The 20,497-nt window shown below is 39.8% G+C and carries 21 protein-coding genes; all 21 read left to right on the top strand.

What is annotated here, in order from left to right:
• The first annotated feature begins 724 nt into the window (after positions 1–724).
• Positions 725–1,873: a Wzz/FepE/Etk N-terminal domain-containing protein gene (locus G3569_RS08225; RefSeq protein WP_165267973.1), complete on the top strand. Its 1,149-nt coding sequence runs from the start codon at positions 725–727 to the stop codon at positions 1,871–1,873.
• 1,249 nt (positions 1,874–3,122) lie between these two features.
• Positions 3,123–3,404, top strand: coding sequence for a DUF4258 domain-containing protein (locus G3569_RS18920; RefSeq protein WP_205720094.1), 282 nt, complete (start codon positions 3,123–3,125; stop codon positions 3,402–3,404).
• An 11-nt stretch (positions 3,405–3,415) separates the two neighbouring features.
• Complete coding sequence (locus G3569_RS08215) at positions 3,416–3,640, top strand: type II toxin-antitoxin system MqsA family antitoxin (protein ID WP_165267971.1); 225 nt, start codon at positions 3,416–3,418, stop codon at positions 3,638–3,640.
• Between the two features lie 485 nt (positions 3,641–4,125).
• Positions 4,126–4,563: a type VII toxin-antitoxin system MntA family adenylyltransferase antitoxin gene (gene mntA / locus G3569_RS08210; RefSeq protein ID WP_165267969.1), complete on the top strand. Its 438-nt coding sequence runs from the start codon at positions 4,126–4,128 to the stop codon at positions 4,561–4,563.
• Positions 4,556–4,957 (top strand): type VII toxin-antitoxin system HepT family RNase toxin, encoded by a 402-nt coding sequence (hepT, locus tag G3569_RS08205; protein ID WP_165267967.1) that lies wholly within the window; start codon positions 4,556–4,558, stop codon positions 4,955–4,957. Before mntA ends, hepT begins: the two co-directional genes overlap by 8 nt.
• A gap of 2,863 nt (positions 4,958–7,820) precedes the next feature.
• Positions 7,821–8,348 carry a winged helix-turn-helix domain-containing protein gene (locus G3569_RS08200; protein ID WP_138430279.1) on the top strand — a complete coding sequence of 176 codons (528 nt, stop codon included), beginning with the start codon at positions 7,821–7,823 and terminating at the stop codon, positions 8,346–8,348.
• 166 nt (positions 8,349–8,514) lie between these two features.
• Positions 8,515–9,021 carry a UpxY family transcription antiterminator gene (locus G3569_RS08195; protein ID WP_165267965.1) on the top strand — a complete coding sequence of 169 codons (507 nt, stop codon included), beginning with the start codon at positions 8,515–8,517 and terminating at the stop codon, positions 9,019–9,021.
• A gap of 326 nt (positions 9,022–9,347) precedes the next feature.
• Positions 9,348–9,797: a type II toxin-antitoxin system VapC family toxin gene (locus G3569_RS08190; protein WP_165267963.1), complete on the top strand. Its 450-nt coding sequence runs from the start codon at positions 9,348–9,350 to the stop codon at positions 9,795–9,797.
• Positions 9,794–9,994 carry a hypothetical protein gene (locus G3569_RS08185; RefSeq protein WP_165267961.1) on the top strand — a complete coding sequence of 67 codons (201 nt, stop codon included), beginning with the start codon at positions 9,794–9,796 and terminating at the stop codon, positions 9,992–9,994. The genes G3569_RS08190 and G3569_RS08185 overlap by 4 nt, the downstream gene beginning before the upstream one ends.
• 367 nt (positions 9,995–10,361) lie before the next feature.
• Entirely contained in the window at positions 10,362–10,694 is a 333-nt protein-coding gene (locus tag G3569_RS08180; RefSeq protein WP_205720093.1) for a four helix bundle protein, read from the top strand.
• 96 nt (positions 10,695–10,790) lie between these two features.
• On the top strand, positions 10,791–10,997 hold the full coding sequence (gene vapB / locus G3569_RS08175) for a type II toxin-antitoxin system VapB family antitoxin (protein WP_165267957.1): 207 nt from the start codon (positions 10,791–10,793) through the stop codon (positions 10,995–10,997).
• Positions 10,997–11,383, top strand: coding sequence for a type II toxin-antitoxin system VapC family toxin (locus G3569_RS08170; protein ID WP_165267955.1), 387 nt, complete (start codon positions 10,997–10,999; stop codon positions 11,381–11,383). The genes vapB and G3569_RS08170 overlap by 1 nt, the downstream gene beginning before the upstream one ends.
• 142 nt (positions 11,384–11,525) lie before the next feature.
• Complete coding sequence (locus tag G3569_RS08165; protein WP_276611334.1) at positions 11,526–12,740, top strand: Wzz/FepE/Etk N-terminal domain-containing protein; 1,215 nt, start codon at positions 11,526–11,528, stop codon at positions 12,738–12,740.
• An 11-nt stretch (positions 12,741–12,751) separates the two neighbouring features.
• A complete protein-coding gene (lhgO, locus tag G3569_RS08160; RefSeq protein ID WP_165267951.1) occupies positions 12,752–13,942 on the top strand; it encodes an L-2-hydroxyglutarate oxidase in 1,191 nt (396 codons plus the stop codon).
• 14 nt (positions 13,943–13,956) lie between these two features.
• Complete coding sequence (locus tag G3569_RS08155; RefSeq protein ID WP_165267949.1) at positions 13,957–14,976, top strand: NAD-dependent epimerase/dehydratase family protein; 1,020 nt, start codon at positions 13,957–13,959, stop codon at positions 14,974–14,976.
• The gene (locus tag G3569_RS08150; protein ID WP_434084074.1) at positions 14,969–16,120 is read left to right on the top strand and encodes a LegC family aminotransferase; all 1,152 of its coding nucleotides are present in this window, start codon (positions 14,969–14,971) and stop codon (positions 16,118–16,120) included. Before G3569_RS08155 ends, G3569_RS08150 begins: the two co-directional genes overlap by 8 nt.
• Positions 16,117–16,758, top strand: coding sequence for a PIG-L deacetylase family protein (locus G3569_RS08145; RefSeq protein ID WP_165267947.1), 642 nt, complete (start codon positions 16,117–16,119; stop codon positions 16,756–16,758). Before G3569_RS08150 ends, G3569_RS08145 begins: the two co-directional genes overlap by 4 nt.
• 4 nt (positions 16,759–16,762) lie before the next feature.
• Positions 16,763–17,620: a methionyl-tRNA formyltransferase gene (locus tag G3569_RS08140; protein WP_165267945.1), complete on the top strand. Its 858-nt coding sequence runs from the start codon at positions 16,763–16,765 to the stop codon at positions 17,618–17,620.
• A complete protein-coding gene (locus G3569_RS08135) occupies positions 17,607–18,266 on the top strand; it encodes a NeuD/PglB/VioB family sugar acetyltransferase (RefSeq protein ID WP_165267943.1) in 660 nt (219 codons plus the stop codon). The genes G3569_RS08140 and G3569_RS08135 overlap by 14 nt, the downstream gene beginning before the upstream one ends.
• A gap of 24 nt (positions 18,267–18,290) precedes the next feature.
• Positions 18,291–19,346: a sugar phosphate nucleotidyltransferase gene (locus G3569_RS08130; protein WP_205720090.1), complete on the top strand. Its 1,056-nt coding sequence runs from the start codon at positions 18,291–18,293 to the stop codon at positions 19,344–19,346.
• Positions 19,347–19,376: 30 nt separating this feature from the next.
• Positions 19,377–20,495, top strand: a complete 1,119-nt coding sequence (locus tag G3569_RS08125) for a glycosyltransferase family protein (protein ID WP_165267931.1) — start codon at positions 19,377–19,379, stop codon at positions 20,493–20,495.
• Positions 20,496–20,497 lie beyond the last annotated feature (2 nt).

Genomic DNA, 20,497 nt, shown 5'->3' with positions numbered 1-20,497 from the left:
ATTCCCCTCTTGGGAGGGGTGCCGAGGAACGAGGCGGGGTGGGTCGGTAAAGGCAACTGAAGGGTGACCGATGACCGTTTTTGATCTCTCATCGAGTGAATGTTCATTTTTTGTTACCATCCGCCGGTAGTCGGACCAGCGGAGCTGGAAGAACTCTCGTAGAATGAGGCACGCCCAAAGATAATAGCATACTTTTAGTTTGTTACTGTTTTTCAGCGACGAAAAAAGTAACCAAAAAAGTCGCCGACTGAGAATTCTGAAATCGCTGTGGCCTTCGGATGGGATAATTCTAATGGTCCTTCTCATTGAGGAGTGGTCCAAGAGAATACACCGGTATAGAATTATCCTTTTCATCCTTCGGCCTCCACACAGAATTCGTTATGCCGGGGAAGAGAAAACCAGTCCAGGATTGAAAACTAGATTAAAAGCAATGTCATCTGCCGTACGGTGGATCTCCCTATCAAGGTTCGTGCAGGATCTGAAAGGTAGGGGAAAGGCCCATTTCGGGAACGAGGTGAGATAGAGAAGTAACGATCGCTGACTGGCAATAGGGTATTGATATTTATTAAAGTTACTTTATACTGTTGCAGATTTGGCTAATCTTTAGGATACTAGCATTCATCCAAAAATAAAGCAATTCATTCTGAGTAGTCCCGAAAAACATAACAGTCCCCATCGACCGCCCCATCACAGAGGTCCTGCCGGACCGCAAGGCCAAGACTATATGCTCGTGCCTGCTGAGGAGTATGAACAGTTCAGGGCATGGTCGGAGAGTGAGATCGATATCGAAGAGATCCTCAGCTTCCTTTGGGATAAGCGATGGTTTATCACCAAAATTACCGGGGCCGCAGCCGTGCTGGGCCTCATCGTCTCACTGCTCATGGGATCGATGTATACCAGTAGCGCATCTCTGATGCCCGAATACAGTACCGAGAGCAGTGGAGGCAGTGTGCAGGGCCTGATAGAACAATATGGCGGAATGCTGGGAATGGGGGGCGGCACCTACGCCTCCAACAGCAACGCCATTCGGGTGGAGCTGTATCCCCAAATCGTAGAATCATTGCCCTTTCAGCTGGAGCTGGTCGAAAAGGAGTACTATTTTCCGGAGCACGATACCACCGCAACCCTGCGGACCTATTTTGATGAGCTGTATCAGCCCTCCGCCTGGCAATATATTACAGGATATACCATCGGCTTACCGTTTACGGTTAAAGAATGGATAACGGAGTCGATGAGATCAGAAAGTACCACCCAAAAGCAGGTGACAACTCCCACCGGCAGTACAGAAGTGCTACATATCAGTAAAGAAAAAATGGAGCTTATTGAATGGATGCGTCAGCAGGTCTCAGCCTCATTAAATGATGAAACGGCCGTGATAGAAGTGCAGGCAACCATGCCCACCGCACAGCTTTCTGCAGATGTAGCCAAAGCTACGATTAGCCAGTTGACCGGGGATGTCACAGCCTATCGCACCGAGAAGATAAAAACGGACCTGGCCTATATGAAGGAACAGCATCAGAAAGCGCAGAACCGGTTTTACGCCATTCGTGACTCCCTGGCAATTTTTCGGGATAACAACAGAAACCTGTCCACCGCCCGGGCCCAGACTGAAGAGCAGCGCCTGCAATCCAAATATGATTTAGCCTACAACCTGTATAACGGTTTATCCCAGCAGCTGGAGCAAACAAAATTGAAACTCCAGGAACATACGCCCGTTTTTAAGACCTTAGATCCGGTGCAGGTGCCGCTGGAGAAAAGCAGTCCCAATAGGCCATTAATAGTCATTATGCTAATGTTCCTGGGAGCCTTTGGAGTAGTAGGGTATCTGTTTATCAGGGAGTGGATGGAGGATTCTGTTTTATTAGACGGCTGACGGAAGACCGATGACGGTTTCCCTGCCCCCTGTTATCTCGTTCCGATGCTCTGTATTGGAACGAATCTCCCACCGAGTTTATGTTCATTTTTTGTTACCAAAAAACGAACCAAAAAAGTACTGGGGGAATCGTAGATTTTGTTCTGGTTAAAGTACTAAGATTGGGTTTTGCTCTATCTCGGGAGTTGCTATTACCATGTTTTTCCCGCGATTCGCCCCAGACCCCCGATTGGAAAACCATTTTTAAACGCCCATGTCATCCTGAACTTGTTTCAGGATCTCTCAGGACAAGGGGTTAGCCCCCCCTTTGGGCAATTTCTGAATGAAAAGCATCGGGTGTAATTCGAAGGGGGCTGGGGGATGTCGCAGTTTCTCTTATGAAAATCGAATCAACAAATTAAAAGCAATGTCATCCCGAGCGTAGTTTTGCGAAGTCGAGGGATCTCCTTTAGGAGGTTCGCGTAGCATCTGAAGGATATCCTTTAACGTATTAAGTAGCTATGACAGGGAGATCGCGGGATTTCGTTTCATTCCTCTCTCCCGTAAAACGGGGCACAGCGCGATGACAGGCGTTGATAGAGCAAGAGAAAGTCCCCCTTTAGGCATTATCCGAATGAAAGGCATTGGGTGTAATCAGAAGGGGGTAAGGGGGATGATACCTTTCATCAGTTTATTAAGTTTTAAGTTTGAAGTGTTAAGCACCAAGCTAGCGAAGTTGCAAAGTGAGTCAGATGACGGACGACCGACGAGGGGCTGATCGCTAATCCTACTCTCGCAAGTTTGCAACTTGTGAGAGTATCTCGTTATGTAGCTGTAGCAATCAATCGAACACACCGGTATTGTCTATTTTTTATCACCGTCTACTGTTCTTTACACAGAATTCGTTATGCCGGAGTTTGGGAACCGCGAATCAAGCAAGAGAAAGTCCCTCTTTAGGCATTATCTGAATGGAAGATGTTGGGTGTAATTTGAAGGGGATTTTGGAGGCAAATTATCTGTTCATGGATACCCCAAGATTTGCATTAAACCGTTTAGAATGGAGCATGATAAATTGGGACACTCCCAATCTTGTATAAAGCGGCGCAACCTTTGACTATATAAAAAATAATTTTGCTTGCTGTGGTTAGAAAAAGTTAGTTATTTGTGTTTGCTGTAAGAATGTTACTGGATTAATGAGAAACAACTGCTTATTGTAACTGGGAAAGAGTTACAATAACTGAGTTTTGTTAATATTTCATAGTGGTATATTTTGAATTGTCAAGCATTTGAATTTACAGGACATGCAATAGAACAAATGTTTGCCCGTAATATATCGATTGATGAGGTGAAAACGGTTATACAAAAGGGGGAGCAAATTGCTTCATATCCGAATGATCAACCGTATCCAAGTTGTTTGATATTATCGTATATTAATGATCGTCCCATACATGTAGTAGTTGCCACAAATTCGAAAACAGATAGTTGCATCGTAGTGACAGCTTATGAACCTTCTGGTGAAATTTGGAAGGAAGATTTTAGAACTCGAAAATAACCGATGATATTATGGAATGCGTAATTTGCAAATCCGGTACGATGAAGGCGGGCAAGGTTACCGTTACGCTACAGCGAAAAGAGAGTATTATTGTTGTCAAAAATGTACCGGCCAAAGTTTGTGAAAATTGTGGAGAATACACCCTGTCAGAAAAGGTGTCACAAAAGCTTATGGGTATTGCTGAACAAGCGGTAGCCAATAATGCAGAAATTGAAGTACTACAATATGCAGCATGATTGTTGAAATCATCATCTGAGGTTTTTCTCGTTGCCACCCCTGACTGTATCAAGTTTTATAAATTAAGTGTATTAACTATTAGTGGTTTTGGTGAAGGTAGGCTCTGTGTTGGAAGGTGTTTTATTTGGAGTAAGGTCAGAGTGATTTAAGTGACTGAGTGACAGAGTCACAAAGTAACCCCCGTAGAACGGGGCACGGCAAAGTTGCAACGCATGACCGGGGACAGCTGACCGCCGACGGGTTTCCAACACCCAGCACCCTGTTATCTCGTTCCGATGCTCTGCGTCGGAACGCCTTTATTGCCGCTCTGCGGTGCCCCTTTTCCCTTGTTCCATTTTTTGTCAGTCTGTCCGCCATTTGGAGATAAAATCTTATTATTCACAATGCAAACTCCATCTAAAAGAACTTCGGAGAAGAGTTAGAATTTTGTACATTAAAATTTAGTAGAAAGATCACGTACTATCGGTAAACAATCGAATCCATAATGAAAACAGGTACAAAAAAAGAGATACAAAAAGTACTCAGGGACTTCTTTTCAGATAAAGAACAAGTCATTTTTGTTTATCTATTCGGATCAATAGTTGATAAGAAAGTGTTTCGTGATATTGATGTAGCAGTATATATGAAAGATATTCCTGATATTATCAGCCAGGGAAAACTGCAAGCCCAATTGGATAATCTCTTGGATAAAAATGTAGATTTGGTTCTATTAAATAGGCTCCCCACTAAAAACCCCGCCTTTGCCTATGAAATCATGACAAAAGGAGAGCTGCTACAAAATAAGGATCAGAGTATTCATACTAAGTATAAAAGCCGAGTATTTAGTTATTACTTTGATACAGCTTATTTGCGAGAACAGTTTGAGGATGCTTTTAAAATGCGTATGAAGACTCAAAAATTTGGTGAGCGAAATTATGGATAGAAGGCTACAAAATTTAGAGAATAACATAGCCGAACTCCGAGAATTAAAAGCTGGGTACTCTTTTTCTGATATAAAACGTGATAAAAAAAAGGAGTGGGCTCTTCGGTACGGATTATTAGAGTCTATACAAATTGTCATTGACCTATCTTGTCATTTGGCGGTACATCAGAATCTGGGCAATGCCGAGACCTACTCTGAATGTATTCAGCTATTGGGTAAATTCGATATAATCAATCAGGAACTGGAAGACAGGTTAGTTGGTATGGCCGGATTGAGAAATATTTTAGTTCATGAATATGTTGCCGTTGATGTAGAGCGCCTAGTAGAATTTTTAGATCATTTAGATGATTTTACTGCATTTGCAAATGCAGTAAGTGAGAAGTTCTCGGAATGATTAACGATTGAATTTCTGCTTTGATCAACACTGCCGGAAGCTATCCTTTTCAGTTCCTATTCTACGAGTTGGGGGCAGTTATGTAGGCCGTACTACCAGTGCGGCCATAGCCAACTCATATTTGGACTAGCTGCTTAAATCTTTTCGGATTATTATTTTGAGTCCGAGGAATAATCATTTTTCCTTTCCCATCGAGTGTATGTTCATTTTATCTTGGTCCAATGCTCTGCGTTGGAACGAATTTATTGCCGCTCTGCGGTGCATCTATTTTTACTTGTCTATTGCTCCCGTTTTTTGATCGACAACCGCCAGTGGGCGGACCAGCGAAGCTGGAAGAACCCCCGCAGCACGGCAAAAAAGTACCCGGGGAATCGTATCCCGACAGCTGTCGGGACCAGACCCCCGTTTTAAAACAACATTTAAAAGAAATGTCATACTGAACCATGTGCTGAGCTTAGCGAAGTATCTCTTTCAGGATCTCCTAGAAAAGGTTCGCGTAGTATCTAAGGAGTCAATCTTCGTGCATTACTTATTTATCATCTGGGAGATTGCTTCTCCGCCAGTTAGCGGATCGCGATGGCGAGTATTAACAAGCAAGAAAAAGTCCCCCTTTGGGTATTATCTGAATGAAAGGCGTTGGGTGTAACCAGAAGGGGGTAAGGGGGATGATACGCAATGTTTGTCGATAGGCTTAAAGCCATCTTCAAGAGATTGTTCACAAGTGATTGAGGGGCAAATCTTTTAGATACTACGCGAGCCTGGTGGGAGGAGATCCTTCGGCTGGGCTCAGTATGACATTGCTTTTTTGGGTGTAATGGGCATCCTTTAGATTCTACGCGGGCCTAGTGGCGGATGACATTGTTTTTATTAGTTGTTAAACCAACGTTGATGTCATGGTGAGTGGAATGAGCGGAGCGAATGGAATCGAATCCATCTCCTTGACATTGCTTGCAGNAGTGGCGGATGACATTGTTTTTATTAGTTGTTAAACCAACGTTGATGTCATGGTGAGTGGAATGAGCGGAGCGAATGGAATCGAATCCATCTCCTTGACATTGCTTGCAGGTGTGTGAGGGAATCCTTCAGATGCTACGCGAGCCTAATGGTGGGAGATACGTTCGACTGTGGCCTTGGTGAACCGTAAGGCCTTCGCTCAGTATGACATTGCTTTTTTGGGTGTAATGGGGATCCTTTAGATTCTACGCGAGCCCAATGGATGGAGATCCTTCGGCGGGGCTCTGGATGACATTGCTTTTTTTGCGAGATGGTTATGGGGATCTGTCATTTAGGTTCTACGCGGGCCTAGTGGAGGATGACATTGTTTTTATTAGTTGTTAAACCAACTTTGATGTCATGGTGAGTGGAATGAGCGGAGCGAATGGAATCGAATCCATCTCCTTGACATTGCTTGCAGGTGTGTGAGGGAATCCTTCAGATGCTACGCGAGCCCAATGGATGGAGATCCTTCGGCGGGGCTCTGGATGACATTGCTTTTTTTGCGAGATGGTTATGGGGACATGTCCTTTAGATGCTACGCAGGCTTAATGGTGGATGACATTGCTCTTTACTGGTTATTAAACCAACGTTGATGTCATGCTGAGTGGAATGAGCGGAGCGAATGGAATCGAATCCATCTCCCTGACAGTGTTTGCAGGTGTGTGAGGGAATCCTTCAGATGCTACGCGAGCCCAAGGGATGGAGATCCTTCGGCGGGGCTCTGGATGACATTGCTTTTTTTGCGAGATGGTTATGGGGACATGTCCTTTAGATGCTACGCAGGCTTAATGGTGGATGACATTGCTTTTTACTGGTTATTAAACCAACGTTGATGTCATGATGAGTGGAATGAGCGGAGCGAATGGAATCGAATCCATCTCCCTGACATTGCTTGCAGGTGTGTGAGGGAGAGCCTTTAGGTGCTACGCGAGCCTAGTGGTGGGAGATACGTTCGACTACGGCCTTGGTAAACCGTAAGGCCTTCGCTCAGTATGACAGTGCTTTTTTTAGGGTAATGGGGATTCTTCAGATGATACGCGGGCCTGGTGGGGGGAGATCCTTCGGCGGGGCTCAGGATGACACTGCTTTTTTAACGAAATGGTTTAAGGGGCATATCTTTTAGAGCTATTTTCCCGGGGATTTAGAATGTAGGCCGTGCTTCCAGCGCGGCCATATCCACATTTGAACCAGTTGCCCTCCGCATTGGTATTCTTGGGTTAATTGCTTGATAGTAAGTATGGAACTTATGCACTCAGAATAACTACAATCAACCTACAAGTTTTCAGTAATTTGCTTTTTGAATACTAAGGCAGATCATTTATCTTAGCGCCTCATTTTATTAAGAGGTTTTTATTACCCCTTCAGTTTTTAAATCATAGAGTGACAAATAGATGAAACTAGCAGTAATAGGCACCGGTTATGTGGGACTGGTCAGCGGCACCTTCAAGCAGGCGACCGGCTGTACACCAGCAAGAGCTGGAATTCGCAGAGTAGATTGTTAAAGTGTTTAAGAATCTGTTGAATTGTTGAAGGTTTACTCTGCGTATAAGACTATAGAGGGTGGCGAGGCAAAGTGATTCTAATGCTACAACTTGAATACTTCTACAATGGAACGGTGTCATCTTTTATATATGCCGCCGTATAATCTGTTTAAATCTATGCAGAATTGTGGCTGATTAACCGGTAATATTCCGGTTGCGTCGCTGCACATTCTTGAGTATAATTGGTACTCATTTTTGAGGGTTTCGGACGCTTCCAATGGGAGTGACGTGGCGAAGCTGTAGGTTGGAGCGTTTAGATCTGCAACTTATATGTTATGTACTCTAAGTCTTGAGAAACTCAACATCGATAATTTAACATTTGTACAGTGCTCGACGCACTTATATCCAGTCAGTTACGAGTAAAGCTTCTGCTGAAATTCTTTATAAATCCCGAACTAAGATCTTATTTAAGAGGATTGTCGGGAGAGTTTGAAGTCTCTACAAATGCGGTGAGGCAGGAACTGAACAATCTGGAAGAAGCGGGAATAATTTCCGCCGAAAAGGATGGGAACAAGAAAATGTTCAGCGTAAACCGTGATTATCCGCTTTATAGTGAAGTGCGGACCCTGCTGATGAAAACCGTTGGCATAGAACAGGTGATGGAAAAGGTGCTCAGCCGACTGGGAGAACTTAAGAAGGTATATTTGACCGGATCTCTGGCTGAGGGATTGGATGCCCCGACCATAGATCTGTACCTTATCGGTGATGTGAACCGGGAGTACCTGCACAAGATGACAAAGAAAGCCGAAGAATTGACCGGTAAAAAAATCCGCATGGCGGTCTTTACCGAGAAGGAATGGGGCCGGGAGCTAATTGAAAACGAAACGCACGTATTGCTATTTGAACGAAAATAGTTATTAAGAGGGTTTTGCGAACCTATTTCCATCTTGTCATTCTGAACTTGTTTCAGAATCTCATATGCAGTTGTTCGCGTTTAAACCAAGACCCTAAACTGAATTCAGGATGACAAGCTAGGTTTTGCAAAGCCTATATTAAATTAGTCACAGAAACAAATTGTTTATGACGCCTTCAAAAGGGGAAAAAAGATGGATGGCCGTTTATACTGCTCCAAGAGCGGAAAAAAAAGTGTGTGAGCGCCTGGAAGAAAAGGATATTGAAGTATATCTCCCCCTGCAAAAAGAACAGCGTCAGTGGAGCGATCGTAAGAAAATTGTGGAAACCCCCATTATCTCTTCCTACGTGTTTGTGAAATGTACCGAAGCCCGGCGTAGAAAAATATTGCAGACATACGGCGTGCTCAATTTCGTCTTTTACCGGGGCAAACCGGCTGTAATCCGTGATGAGGAGATGGAGCTGATGTGGAAGTTTCTAGCTGATTATGATTATATTGATCTAGAGGTAAAGCAGCTGGAACGGGGACAAAAGGTTACCGTAGAAAGTGGTCCGTTAAAAGGAAAAGACGGAGAAGTGGTCTATACCAAAGAGAACCGGGTATGCATACAGATTGAAAGCCTCGGATTGCAAATACGTGCCGAAGTGGAAGGAGTGATGCTCAATGAGAAATAATTGTTGGAGTATTGAAGGAGGCAACCACCTGTTAAAAGTTGAAGGTTGCATGTTGACTGTTACAGCTTGCAATGGTTCACCACTAAAAATATTATCTTTATAATCGGTTTCTATCTGTGTAAATCCATGGACGAAAAAACATCTACTTCTTATTCTCTAAAAGAGCAATATTTGTTTACTATTAGCATCCTGAAAATCAAGCAGGGATGTAAGTGATAGCAAAAAAGCTTATTCTCCATTTTTAATTTATCTTTTTTCAATTTTTAATTGACAAAGCGCTGAGTAACGAAGAATCACATAGTGAAAATCAGCCCTCAAACAATAAATTGGGTTTTAAAGTTTATCTTGATAACTGTTGTTTTAATCGACCTTTTGACGATCAGAGTCAAATTAGAATTCATATTGAAACAGAGGCGAAGCTTTATATACAGCGTGAAATAGTGAAAGGAAACTTACATTTGGGTTGGTCTTATATCCTGGATTACGAAAATTCGGCCAATCCGTTTGAATTCCGTAAAACTTCAATTATAGAATGGAAGAAAAAAGCATATACGTTCGTTGAAGAAAGCGACAGAGTATTAAAGCAAGCAAAGGCAATAAGGAAAGGTCATGGATTAAAAACGAAAGATGCTTTACATATAGCTTGTGCTATTGTAGCAGAATGCACGTATTTTATTACTACTGATGATGAAATTATTAATAAAGGATCTCTCGTTACACCAATAGAAACGGTAAGCCCGGTTGATATGATAACCATTATGGAGGAACAGTTATGAGCACCAAAGAAGAAATTAAACAGCGTGGCATGAAGGCCTTGTTAAAAGAACTGGGAGACGTAGATACCGAAGTTTTTATAAAAATGCTGATCCGAGAGCCGTTTGATTATACGAAATGGCAGCGCGACTTGTGGGCTGATATGGATGTGGACGAGATAAGTGAGCAAGCGACAGAATATCAGAAGAAAAAAGGTTAAGGGTTAAGGCTAAGGTTAAGAATAAGAGTTGAAGAAGAGGCGTGATGGGTAAAACCCACTGTTAAAGGTTAAAGGCAAAACCGCCTGTTGAAAGTTGAAGGTTACAGGTTAGTTTCTTAGCATCATCCCCAACCTTTAACCTTATAACCTTCAACATCAAAAACTTTCTACCTTCAACTTATTTAAATTTATGGCGAGTGTTGAGCGTTTTGAGGATTTAGAAATATGGAAGCTGGCCAGAGAGCGGGTTCATTTGGTTTATGAAGTAACTAACAAGAAAGATTGAGGTTGAGTGTAAAGGTTAAGAAACCCTCTCAACCTCAATCTCAACCTTAATCCTTAGACAATGGTTAAGAGTTTTCGTGATATGGAAGTGTGGAAGAAAGCCAATGAATTATCTTTCCAGGTTTTTGAATTAACCAAATCACTACCTCGATCTGAAGACTACGGATTAACTTCGCAGATAAGACGATCGGCAAATAGTATTTCATCAAATATATCCGAAGCTTTTGGAAGAAAAACTAAAAAAGATAAGCGAAATTTTTATATTGTCGCTCGCGGATCAGCTTTCGAAACACAAAGTCATCTGCTGTATGGCGGAAAAGTAAAATATTTTAATGAACAAATAGTTGGTAAGCTGATTGAAGAGTATGACGACTTGATCCATCAATTGAACAAGATCATGAAAGCATTAGGTTGAGGGCTAAGGTTAAGGCTGATGGTTTTCTCAACCTAAACCTCAACCTTAATCCTGAATTTTGTATATTAGCTTAATACAAATTTTAATCCCAGGTCAATGAATGACATAGAATTATATTCCAAATTGATAGCCTTGCCTGAAGAATTAAAGCAGGAGGCAGATGATTTTGTGGAGTTTTTGAAAACAAAAATGAATGAAAAAAAAATAACGCAAAAAAAGGAGGCCGGTTTAGCAAAAGGACTTATTGAAATGACGGATGATTTTGATGAACCGTTGGAAGGTTTCGAGAGCTACAGAGAATAATGGATGTTATTGTAGATACCCATGCTGCGATTTGGTTTATTACTGATAATAAACAGCTTCCGGAAAGCTCTAAAAAGATAATTGAAGAGCCGAAAAACAATTGCTACGTAAGTATCGCAACATTATGGGAAATGGGAATTAAATATTCACTGGGAAAATTGAAACTTAAGGCTGAATTGAAAAGAATATTTGAGTTATTTTTTGAAAGTGGATTTTTGCTTTTACCTATTACACCGGATCACATTCTAACAAATGCTTCCTTGGCATTTCATCACCGGGACCCATTTGACCGACTTATTATTGCCCAGGCCAAAAGAGAAGGTTATGCACTAATTTCAAAAGATGCCGAATTCGATAAGTATGATGTCAATCTCATTTGGAACTGAGGATTAGGTTAAGTGTTAAGGTTTAGATTAAGATTAAGGCTGAGGGTTTTCTCAACCTGAATCTCAACCTTAGCCCTGAATACAATTGAATAACGTTTTATTGACAAGAAATTAGAATACAAATTACTAATACAGAACAAAGCTGAGCAAAGATAAGCCACATAACGATCATCACGACCCCAAGCCCCAGAAAGGGCAACAGTCTCACAATCCATCACCCCAAGGCTATTACGGACAGCCGCCCGAATACGGCTACCGACCGGTCGAAGAAGACGAAATCGATCTCATAGAGCTGGCGCAGACCTTCTGGGATGCTCGTATGAAAATTATAAAAATTACCGGGGCTTTTTTGGTGCTGGGACTTCTTATTGCTCTCTTTAGCCCCAAAGAATATTCCACTGAAGCAACGCTTATGCCCGAGACACAATCTGCCCAGAGTGGGGCTAGTGGGTTACTGCAGCAATATGGTGGCATGCTCGGTATTAGTGGAGCCCAATTATCCGGTGGTGGACAGGAAGGTTCTATCCCGCCCCAGCTCTATCCAAATATTGTGCAAAGTTTGCCCTACCAAATTGAGTTGATGAACACCAAAGTTTATTTCTCAGAGTATGACACCACGGCTACGGTGCACGACTTTTTTAATGAGATTCATTCCCCTTCTGTTCTAGGGTATGCCAGGCAGTTTACGATTGGGTTACCGGGACAGATTATAGGGCTGTTTAAAACAGAGGAGCAGGAGGTAAGACCGCTTCCCAAAAAAGTAGATCGCGATTCGGTATTGTCACTTACCAAAGAGCAGATGGAAACGGTAAAAACACTCCGGGAGCGATTGTCAATATCGGTGGACCAAGAGACCGGTATTTTAACCCTTACATCTGAATTTCCCGATCCGCGGGCAGCAGCAGAGGTAGGGAAAAAAGGCATACAACTGCTCCGTGAAAATGTGGAAGAGTACCGTACAGAGAAGGCGCGGCAGAATCTGGAGTTTGTGCAAGAGCAAGTACAAGAAGCCAAAAAACGTTTTGAAGAAGCACAGAATAGATTAACGGAATTTCGCGACAGCAACCGGAACCTGGCTACGGCCAAGGCCCAAAGCCGCGAGCAGGAGCTGCAGTCGCAGTACGACCTGACTTTTAATCTCTATAATTCCCTTTCTCAGCGACAGGAGCAGGCAAAGCTGGACCTGCAAGAGGAAACGCCGGTATTATCGGTTATTCAGCCGGTGAGTGTGCCACTGGAAGAGAGTTCGCCTAAAAGGTTATTGATTCTAATTGCTTCTATAATTGTAGGAGTAATTAGTGGTTTGGGATGGATTTTGATTAAGAATTTATGGGATGAAGAATACCGCGGTGTTTAGTTTTGAATAAAATGAAGTATGATATTGCTATAATTGGTGGTGGGATAATTGGTGGAGCACTAGCATATAAGTTATCAGAGAAGTATCAGTTTGAAATTGTTGTAGTTGATAAAGAGGAAGAGCCAAACCAACATCAAACGGGTAGAAATAGTGGGATAATTCATTCAGGAGTATATTACCCTGAAAACTCTCTTAAATCAAAAAACTGTATAAATGGCTATAAGCAGTTAGTTCAATTTTTGGAAGAACATAATTTAACCTATAAGATAACAGGCAAATTAATTGCAGCTGCTAATGAAAGCGAGTTTTCAGAATTAGATAGGTTATTTAAAAATGCACAAAATGTAGGGTTAGGAGTACAATACTTAACCAAAAATGAAATTTGTGAAATTGACCCAAACTTGACAATTCCCAGAGGATTTTTTGTAGAGGAGACGGGATTGGTTGATTACAGTCAAGTACTAAATAGACTAATCGACATTTCTTCTGATAATGGTGTTGATTTTATTTTTGGAACCAGTATAAATGATATTGAAGAGAATAGTAATAAATATAGTTTAAGTACGAATGAAAAATCTATACAAGCAAAATATATAATTAACTGTGCTGGGCTACAATGTGATAGGGTTTATGAGTTGTTAACTGGTCAAAATTCCCCAGTAAGAATATTGCCATTTAAGGGTGAGTATTTCGAGGTTTCTCCTGATTTGTATCAGTCTGACATCCCAGTTTATCCGGTTCCCAATCCTGATTTCCCATTTTTAGGAGTGCACCTAACACCTATGATTGATGGATCTTTAAAAGTGGGGCCCAATGCCGTATTATCTTTTGACAGGGAAGGGTATGATGGATTTGAAGTTAAGGTTGCCGATGTATTGGATATTGTTTCAAATAAGGCAATATATAAGCTTATAAAGGATTATAAGACGATAGTTTTAAAGGAAATGTTAAAACAAAAAAGTAAAAACTTTTTTGAGAAGAAGGTGAAGAAGTATTGGTCCAGATTTAGTACTTCTGAAATAAATGGTTATTCTTGTGGAATTAGAGCTCAGGCAACAGAAAATGGTGAATTATTAAGCGATTTTAGGATCGAAACATTTGATAGGCAGGTGCATGTATTGAATGCCCCATCACCGGCCGCAACTTCATGTTTAGCTATTGCTGATACAATAGTGGAAAAATTAAATGGAATAATTAAATAATTAAACGATTTATTATGTCAAAAAAGAGAATACTACTCATCGGTGGAGCAGGTTATGTTGGAACAGTACTAACCTCCCATTTGCTGAAAAAAGGATATAAAGTAAGAGTGATGGATGAATTTGTGTATGAGAATCAGTTCGCAATAAAACCATATATAGGAGATCCTGATTTTGAAATTCAAAAAGGAGATTTAACAAATAATCAAGATTTAGAAGAAGCCATTCAGGGAGTTTCTGATGTAGTTGTATTAGGAGGACTGGTAGGTGATCCTGTTACCAAAAAATACCCTGATGCCTCTAATAAAATTAATACCGAAGGAGTTCAATCTTGTATTGATTTCTTAAGTGGGAAAGATTTAGGCAAAGTTATATTTATTTCCACATGTTCAAACTATGGATTAATTGGAGAAGATGAGATGGCTGATGAGGAGTTTGAGTTGAATCCTCTATCGTTATATGCAACTGCTAAGGTAGAAGCTGAAAAGCATTTACTCTCGTATAAAGAAAAGGCTGATTATACTGGCGTAGTATTGCGCTTTGCTACGGCATTTGGGTTATCGCCACGAATGCGTTTTGATTTGACTGTTAGTCAGTTTACCAGGGATTTGTATTTCGGTAAAGAGCTTGTTGTTTACGATGAACATACATGGAGACCTTATTGCCATGTTCGTGATTTTGCTCGACTTGTCGAAAGAGTGTTAGATGCTGAAAAGGAAAAGGTTAATTTTGAGGTGTTTAATGCCGGAGCCGAAAAGAATAATTTTACTAAGAAGATGATTGTAGATGAGATCTTAAAACATGATCCAGAGGGCTCAGTGAAATATACTGGAAAAGGAGATGATCCCAGAAATTATCGAGTGTCATTTAAAAAGGTAAAAGAAGTACTTGATTTCGAACCAGAATTTACTGTCGAAGAAGGAATACAAGAGCTTATAGAAGCTTTTGAAATTGGTGTTTACGCTGATTCAATTGAAAACAAGGGTAAATATGGAAACTTTGAAATCAAGTATGATGGGGCACCAAATAATGATTAATGACTTTGTTGCATTTGTACAGGATATTTATAGCACAGATGATTTTATACCACTTCATGTACCGAGATTTGAAGGGAATGAAAAGGAGTATGTAACTAATACGATAGAATCTACTTTTGTTTCTTCTGTAGGTGCCTATGTAGATCAGTTCGAAGAAATGATAGCTAAAAAAAGCCAAACGACAAGTGGAGTAGCTGTTGTGAATGGTACTTCTGCGCTTCAGGTGGCATTGCGTTTAGCAGGGGTAAAAGAGGGCGATGAAGTGTTAACCCAAGCACTGACATTTGTGGCTACAGCTAATGCCATTGCCTATAATGGAGCTAAACCAGTATTTTTAGATGTAGGTCAGGATACAATGGGGCTGTCTCCAAAGGCTGTAGAACGGTTTTTAAATGAGTATGCAGAAGTTCGTGAGGACGGGTGCTATAATGTAAAAACAGGTAACAGAATTTCTGCCTGTGTACCTATGCATACCTTCGGATTTCCAGTTCATTTTGACGAGTTGGCAACAGTGTGTGAGGAATGGAAGATTCCAATTGTTGAAGATGCCGCAGAATCATTGGGCTCTTTATATAAAGGTAAACCAACAGGAAGTCTAGGAAGCTTTGGCATCTTTTCCTTTAATGGTAACAAGATTGTTACGGCTGGAGGCGGTGGAGCTATAGTTACAGATGACGAAGAAGCCAGCCAACATGCTAAACATCTAACAACCACTGCGAAGAAACCACATGACTATGAGTATTACCATGATGAATTAGGTTATAATTATCGAATGCCTAATCTTAATGCGGCTTTGATTTGTGCCCAGCTGGAACAGTTGGATACTTATGTTGAGAATAAACGGGCATTGGCAAAGGAGTATGCAGACTTTTTTGAGCGAAAGGGTATTAAGTTCAGAAAAGAGCAGTCTGATTCCAGAGCTAATTATTGGTTGATGTGTGTCGAGCTTGAAGATCGAAAAGAGCGAAATTCCTTTTTAGAAGAAACAAATGACAAGGGAATAATGACACGGCCTATATGGCAATTACTGTACCGCTTGCCGATGTATGAGCATTGTTTCAGAGACGAACAACAAAATGCAGAATATTTGGAAGATCGAATTGTAAATATACCAAGTAGTGTAGTGACAGAGGAAATAGTATGAGTAAAAGTGTACTAGCTGTTTCTGTACACCCTGACGATGAAACCTTGGGTGCAGGAGGAACTTTGCTTAAACATCTTGATCAAGGAGATGATATTTACTGGTTACTATTATCCAGTGGCAATGAATATCAAGAACAGGTAATAGAGGAGGTTGCAGAGGAGTTTCAATTTAAGCAGTATTTTAATTTAGAATTTGAGGATACCAAGCTGGATGATATTTCAAAGAACCAGTTAATACCACAAATAGCTTCTGTTTTTAATAAGGTAGAGCCTAATATTTTATACATACCTAATAGAAGTGATGTGCACTCAGATCACAGAGCTGCTTTTGAGAGTATTATACCTGCTACAAAAAATTTCCGATTTCCATTTATTGAGAAAATAATGATGTGTGAAGTGCTTTCTGAGACAGAGTTTGCACCGGCTTTGCCTGAAAACTATTTTAATCCAACGGTTTTTACAGATATAAGTGAATACTTTGAAAGAAAAATTGAAATTGTAAAACTGTTTGAATCAGAAATTTTATCTGAGAATCAACCTCGTTCAATAAGTTCAGTTACGGCACATAACCGGTATCGCGGAAGTAGGATTGGGGTTAAGTATGCTGAAGCTTTCCAATTGTTGTTAGAAATCAGATAATTATATGAGTAGTAGTCTTAAAATAGTTTTTATCGGTGGTTTGACTAATGGAAAAATAGTTTATGATTACCTCGATTCTAATAGGTATGTTAATATTCCGTTAGTTGTAACCTATCCAGATGACACCGATAAACCTCGACATATCGAGTTTCCTGATAGTAAATCTATTTATAAGACAGGTTCGGTTAGTGAGTACACAGAAAAAATCAAAGAAATTGATCCCGACTTTATTTTTGTTGCAGGTTGGTCAGAGTTACTATCCGAAGAGTTAATAAATATTCCGGAAAGGGGTACAATTGGTTTTCATCCATCAAAACTACCTCATGATAGGGGTAGGTCAGTTTTAGCTTGGCAGATTGAAGAGGGATATACTGAGACTGCATTGACAATGTTTTACTATAATGAATTGCCGGATTGTGGGGATATCATTGCTCAAGAGAAGATCAGTGTTCAGGCTAATGATTACATTAACGATATTCTAAATAAAGTAGATGATGCTACTTATAACTTAATGCGGGCTTATTTTCCCTTACTGCGTGAAGGAAAGGCTCCACGAAAAAAACAAAAGTTAGCTGAAGGTAATTTTCGTAGACTTAGAGATGAAACTAACTCTAAAATTTATTGGGATCGTAATTCAGAAGAAATTTTTAACAAAATAAGAGCGATCTCCAAACCCTATCCTGGAGCAATTACTGAAACAGAGAACGGCAATAAGATTAAAATATGGAAAGCTGAAATCTCAGATTTCCCATACGGGCATGATCTCAAACCGGGACGTAAGGTTGCTGAATTGTACGATGGGAAATTAATTTTTAAAACAAGAGATGGTTTTTTAACAGTAACTGAATATGAGCAATGCTAAGCAGTCAGTTGTTATAATTGGTGGTGGTGGTCATGCAAATGTAGTTGCATCAATAATTGAAAGATCTCAATATTACAGTTGTGGAGGATATACTGATTTATCTGACAAAGGGACTATTTGTAACTGTAATTATTTAGGAGATGATGAAAAAATTATTGATGACAAGGAGAATAGCTACAATCTTGTAATTGGTATAAGTTATGTGAATAGTGTAACAGACGGAGTTAGAGATGGATTGATAAAAAAGATGACTCAGTATTCTCACTTTAATTTTCCGATTATCACCTCAGACGTAGCATTTATCGACACTGATGTATCTATAAATAAGGGAACTGTTGTCATCAATGGGGCAACGATTAATACAGGTGTTGAGCTAGGTGAATTTTGCGTTGTCAATACAAATGCTACCATAGATCATAATTGCAAGTTAGGTAATAATGTACAGGTTGGTCCTGGAGCTACGGTCTGTGGGGATGTAGAAATTGGAGATGATGTGTTCATAGGAGCAGGAGCAACGATTATTGATGGTCTAGAAATTTGCGAAGACGTAATTATAGGGGCAGGTAGTGTGGTTACAAAGTCGATAACCGAACCTGGTATTTATAAAGGGATACCGAGCTCTCTCAGCAACCAAATGAATAGTTAAAAGTTCAAAAAATAGTTATTAAGAATGCAGCTAGAAAAATATAAAAAGATAAGTGTCAGCGATGATGCAACATTGATAGAAGCATTAAAAAAAATGGATGATGTTGATCATAAGCTTCTTTTGGTTTTTAGAGATGACAAATTTTATAGTCTGGTTAGTATAGGGGATATCCAAAGAGCTATTATTGATAACTACAATCTTGATACTACAGTAGGTAATGTAGTACGGGATGATATTCGAGTTGCTCAAACCAATGAAAGTATTGAACAAATAAAAGAAAGAATGTTAAAGTATCGGAATGAGTTTATGCCGGTACTTGGTTCAAGTGGTAACTTGGAGAAGGTTATTTTTTGGGAGGAGGTTTTCAAAGGAAAGGATATAGCTCCCAAAGAAAAATTTGATTTACCTATTATTGTTATGGCCGGGGGCTTTGGTACTCGTCTGAGACCATTAACGCATGTAATACCAAAACCGCTAATCCCTATTGGGGATAAAAGTATGCTTGAACATATTTTTGAACGATTTAGCAAACATGGCTCAGACAGATTTTTTATATCAGTGAATTATAAGTCTGACTTGATTAAATACTATCTTCAGAATCAGGATTTACCGTATGATCTGCAGTTTTTTACGGAAGATGACCCCTTGGGTACAGCGGGTAGTCTCTCTCTAATAAAGAATGAGATTGATGATACTTTCTTTGTCAGTAACTGCGATATCATTATTGAGCAAGATTATTCAGAGATACTTAACTATCATCGAAAGAATAATAATGAGTTGACAGTCATCTCTGCACTTAAAAATTATGCAATACCATATGGTACCATTGACACAGGAGAAAATGGTAAGTTGGAGTCTTTAAATGAAAAGCCGGACCTGACATTTCAGATAAATAGTGGGATGTATATTTTAGAACCACACTTGGTTGATGAGATTCCCGACAACACGTTTTTTCATATTACGGATCTCATTGAAAAGATAAGAAAACGTGATGGTAAGGTTGGGGTCTTTCCTGTTTCAGAAAAGTCTTGGAAGGACGTGGGGGAATGGGATAAATACTTGGATAATATTCAGATTTGATAATTACGATACTCTTTTTTCATTACTATTATGAAGAAACTTTTAATGATTGGGCCGGGGCAACGTCATAATATTAAACCTTTTCTTGACTATTTTCAGGAAGAAGATACCCCCTTTAAATTGACGTACTTGAGTACAGGACCTTTTAAGTATGATCGAAGTAATTACAATTCTATAGGAATTAAAGAGCTGAGAAGAAATCCTTTTTCTTTTATTTCATTTTTAAAATTACTTAGAAGAGACTTTGATTTAATTTGGTATCATGGCGCGTATCATTGGCCTCTAGTTTTAGCAATAAATTTAGTTAAGAGTAATGATACGAAGTTAAATCTCAATATTTGGGGAGAGCGAATACCACGAGTAGCTTTGAAAAATACAATTATGGGCCGTTTCTATAGATGGGCTTTGGAAAAGGCTGATTTTGTACAGTGCAATTGGTTTGGAACCGAAGAGATTGTAAAGGAAGCGCAGCCAAAGGCAAATACGAATATTCAGGTCTGGGGATTACATAACAGTTATTTTAAAGAGTTGCCGACAGAGGATAACTACCAAAATGAAACTTTGGAGTTTGTATCTCATTTACCTCAAACTAAAACAAAGTTTTTTTTTCCTAAGTCGTTGACTCCTGCTAATCGTCATGATTTACTTGTCAGTGCTGCAAGTAAATTGGTTTCTAAGGGAGTTTCCAATTTTACAATTTACTTTTGGCTTGGTCGTGAAGATCCGGACTTATTAAGAAAGCTAAAAACCCAAATAGAAAGAAAGCAAGTGTCGGATCAGGTGAAAATTGTTAAAATGCCGTTCTTACCGTTCATGGATATGAAATATATCTGGACAAAAATGGATTGCGGTTTACAGATAGTAGATCACGATCAATTATCATCTACAGTAATTGAACCACTGTTCATGGAAAAAGAACTTGTTATTTCAAATATACGTCCCTATCAAATATTAAATAACAAGTTTGATCTGCATCTTCAGTTAACTGATAATAATGTGAATAGCATTGCAAAAAAATTAGAAGAAAAAATTACTGGAAATAGAACTCATGAAGATGTATTAAAAAAGCGGAAAGAAATAGTAAAAACTGAGTTTTCTTTTAGAGATAATATAAAAAAAATGGTCTCATTCTATTATAAGGCAATTTAATA

Origin of the sequence: Fodinibius halophilus (genome assembly GCF_011059105.1) — a bacterium.
GTDB lineage: Bacteria > Bacteroidota > Rhodothermia > Balneolales > Balneolaceae > Fodinibius > Fodinibius halophilus.
The sequence above is the reverse complement of the archived record's forward strand: the minus strand, read 5'-3'. Positions and strand labels throughout refer to the sequence as shown.

What these genes read in the sequence shown, in the direction of transcription:
- hepT (WP_165267967.1), top strand. Translation starts at nt 4,556, where the DNA reads ATGGATAGAAGGCTACAAAATTTAGAGAATAACATAGCCGAACTCCGA.
- G3569_RS08180 (WP_205720093.1), top strand. Translation starts at nt 10,362, where the DNA reads ATGGAAGTGTGGAAGAAAGCCAATGAATTATCTTTCCAGGTTTTTGAA.
- G3569_RS08185 (WP_165267961.1), top strand. Translation starts at nt 9,794, where the DNA reads ATGAGCACCAAAGAAGAAATTAAACAGCGTGGCATGAAGGCCTTGTTA.
- G3569_RS08170 (WP_165267955.1), top strand. Translation starts at nt 10,997, where the DNA reads ATGGATGTTATTGTAGATACCCATGCTGCGATTTGGTTTATTACTGAT.
- G3569_RS08145 (WP_165267947.1), top strand. Translation starts at nt 16,117, where the DNA reads ATGAGTAAAAGTGTACTAGCTGTTTCTGTACACCCTGACGATGAAACC.
- G3569_RS08130 (WP_205720090.1), top strand. Translation starts at nt 18,291, where the DNA reads ATGCAGCTAGAAAAATATAAAAAGATAAGTGTCAGCGATGATGCAACA.
- mntA (WP_165267969.1), top strand. Translation starts at nt 4,126, where the DNA reads ATGAAAACAGGTACAAAAAAAGAGATACAAAAAGTACTCAGGGACTTC.
- vapB (WP_165267957.1), top strand. Translation starts at nt 10,791, where the DNA reads ATGAATGACATAGAATTATATTCCAAATTGATAGCCTTGCCTGAAGAA.
- G3569_RS08215 (WP_165267971.1), top strand. Translation starts at nt 3,416, where the DNA reads ATGGAATGCGTAATTTGCAAATCCGGTACGATGAAGGCGGGCAAGGTT.
- G3569_RS08140 (WP_165267945.1), top strand. Translation starts at nt 16,763, where the DNA reads ATGAGTAGTAGTCTTAAAATAGTTTTTATCGGTGGTTTGACTAATGGA.
- lhgO (WP_165267951.1), top strand. Translation starts at nt 12,752, where the DNA reads ATGAAGTATGATATTGCTATAATTGGTGGTGGGATAATTGGTGGAGCA.
- G3569_RS08125 (WP_165267931.1), top strand. Translation starts at nt 19,377, where the DNA reads ATGAAGAAACTTTTAATGATTGGGCCGGGGCAACGTCATAATATTAAA.
- G3569_RS08150 (WP_434084074.1), top strand. Translation starts at nt 14,969, where the DNA reads ATGATTAATGACTTTGTTGCATTTGTACAGGATATTTATAGCACAGAT.
- G3569_RS08225 (WP_165267973.1), top strand. Translation starts at nt 725, where the DNA reads ATGCTCGTGCCTGCTGAGGAGTATGAACAGTTCAGGGCATGGTCGGAG.
- G3569_RS08135 (WP_165267943.1), top strand. Translation starts at nt 17,607, where the DNA reads ATGAGCAATGCTAAGCAGTCAGTTGTTATAATTGGTGGTGGTGGTCAT.
- G3569_RS08155 (WP_165267949.1), top strand. Translation starts at nt 13,957, where the DNA reads ATGTCAAAAAAGAGAATACTACTCATCGGTGGAGCAGGTTATGTTGGA.
- G3569_RS08195 (WP_165267965.1), top strand. Translation starts at nt 8,515, where the DNA reads ATGACGCCTTCAAAAGGGGAAAAAAGATGGATGGCCGTTTATACTGCT.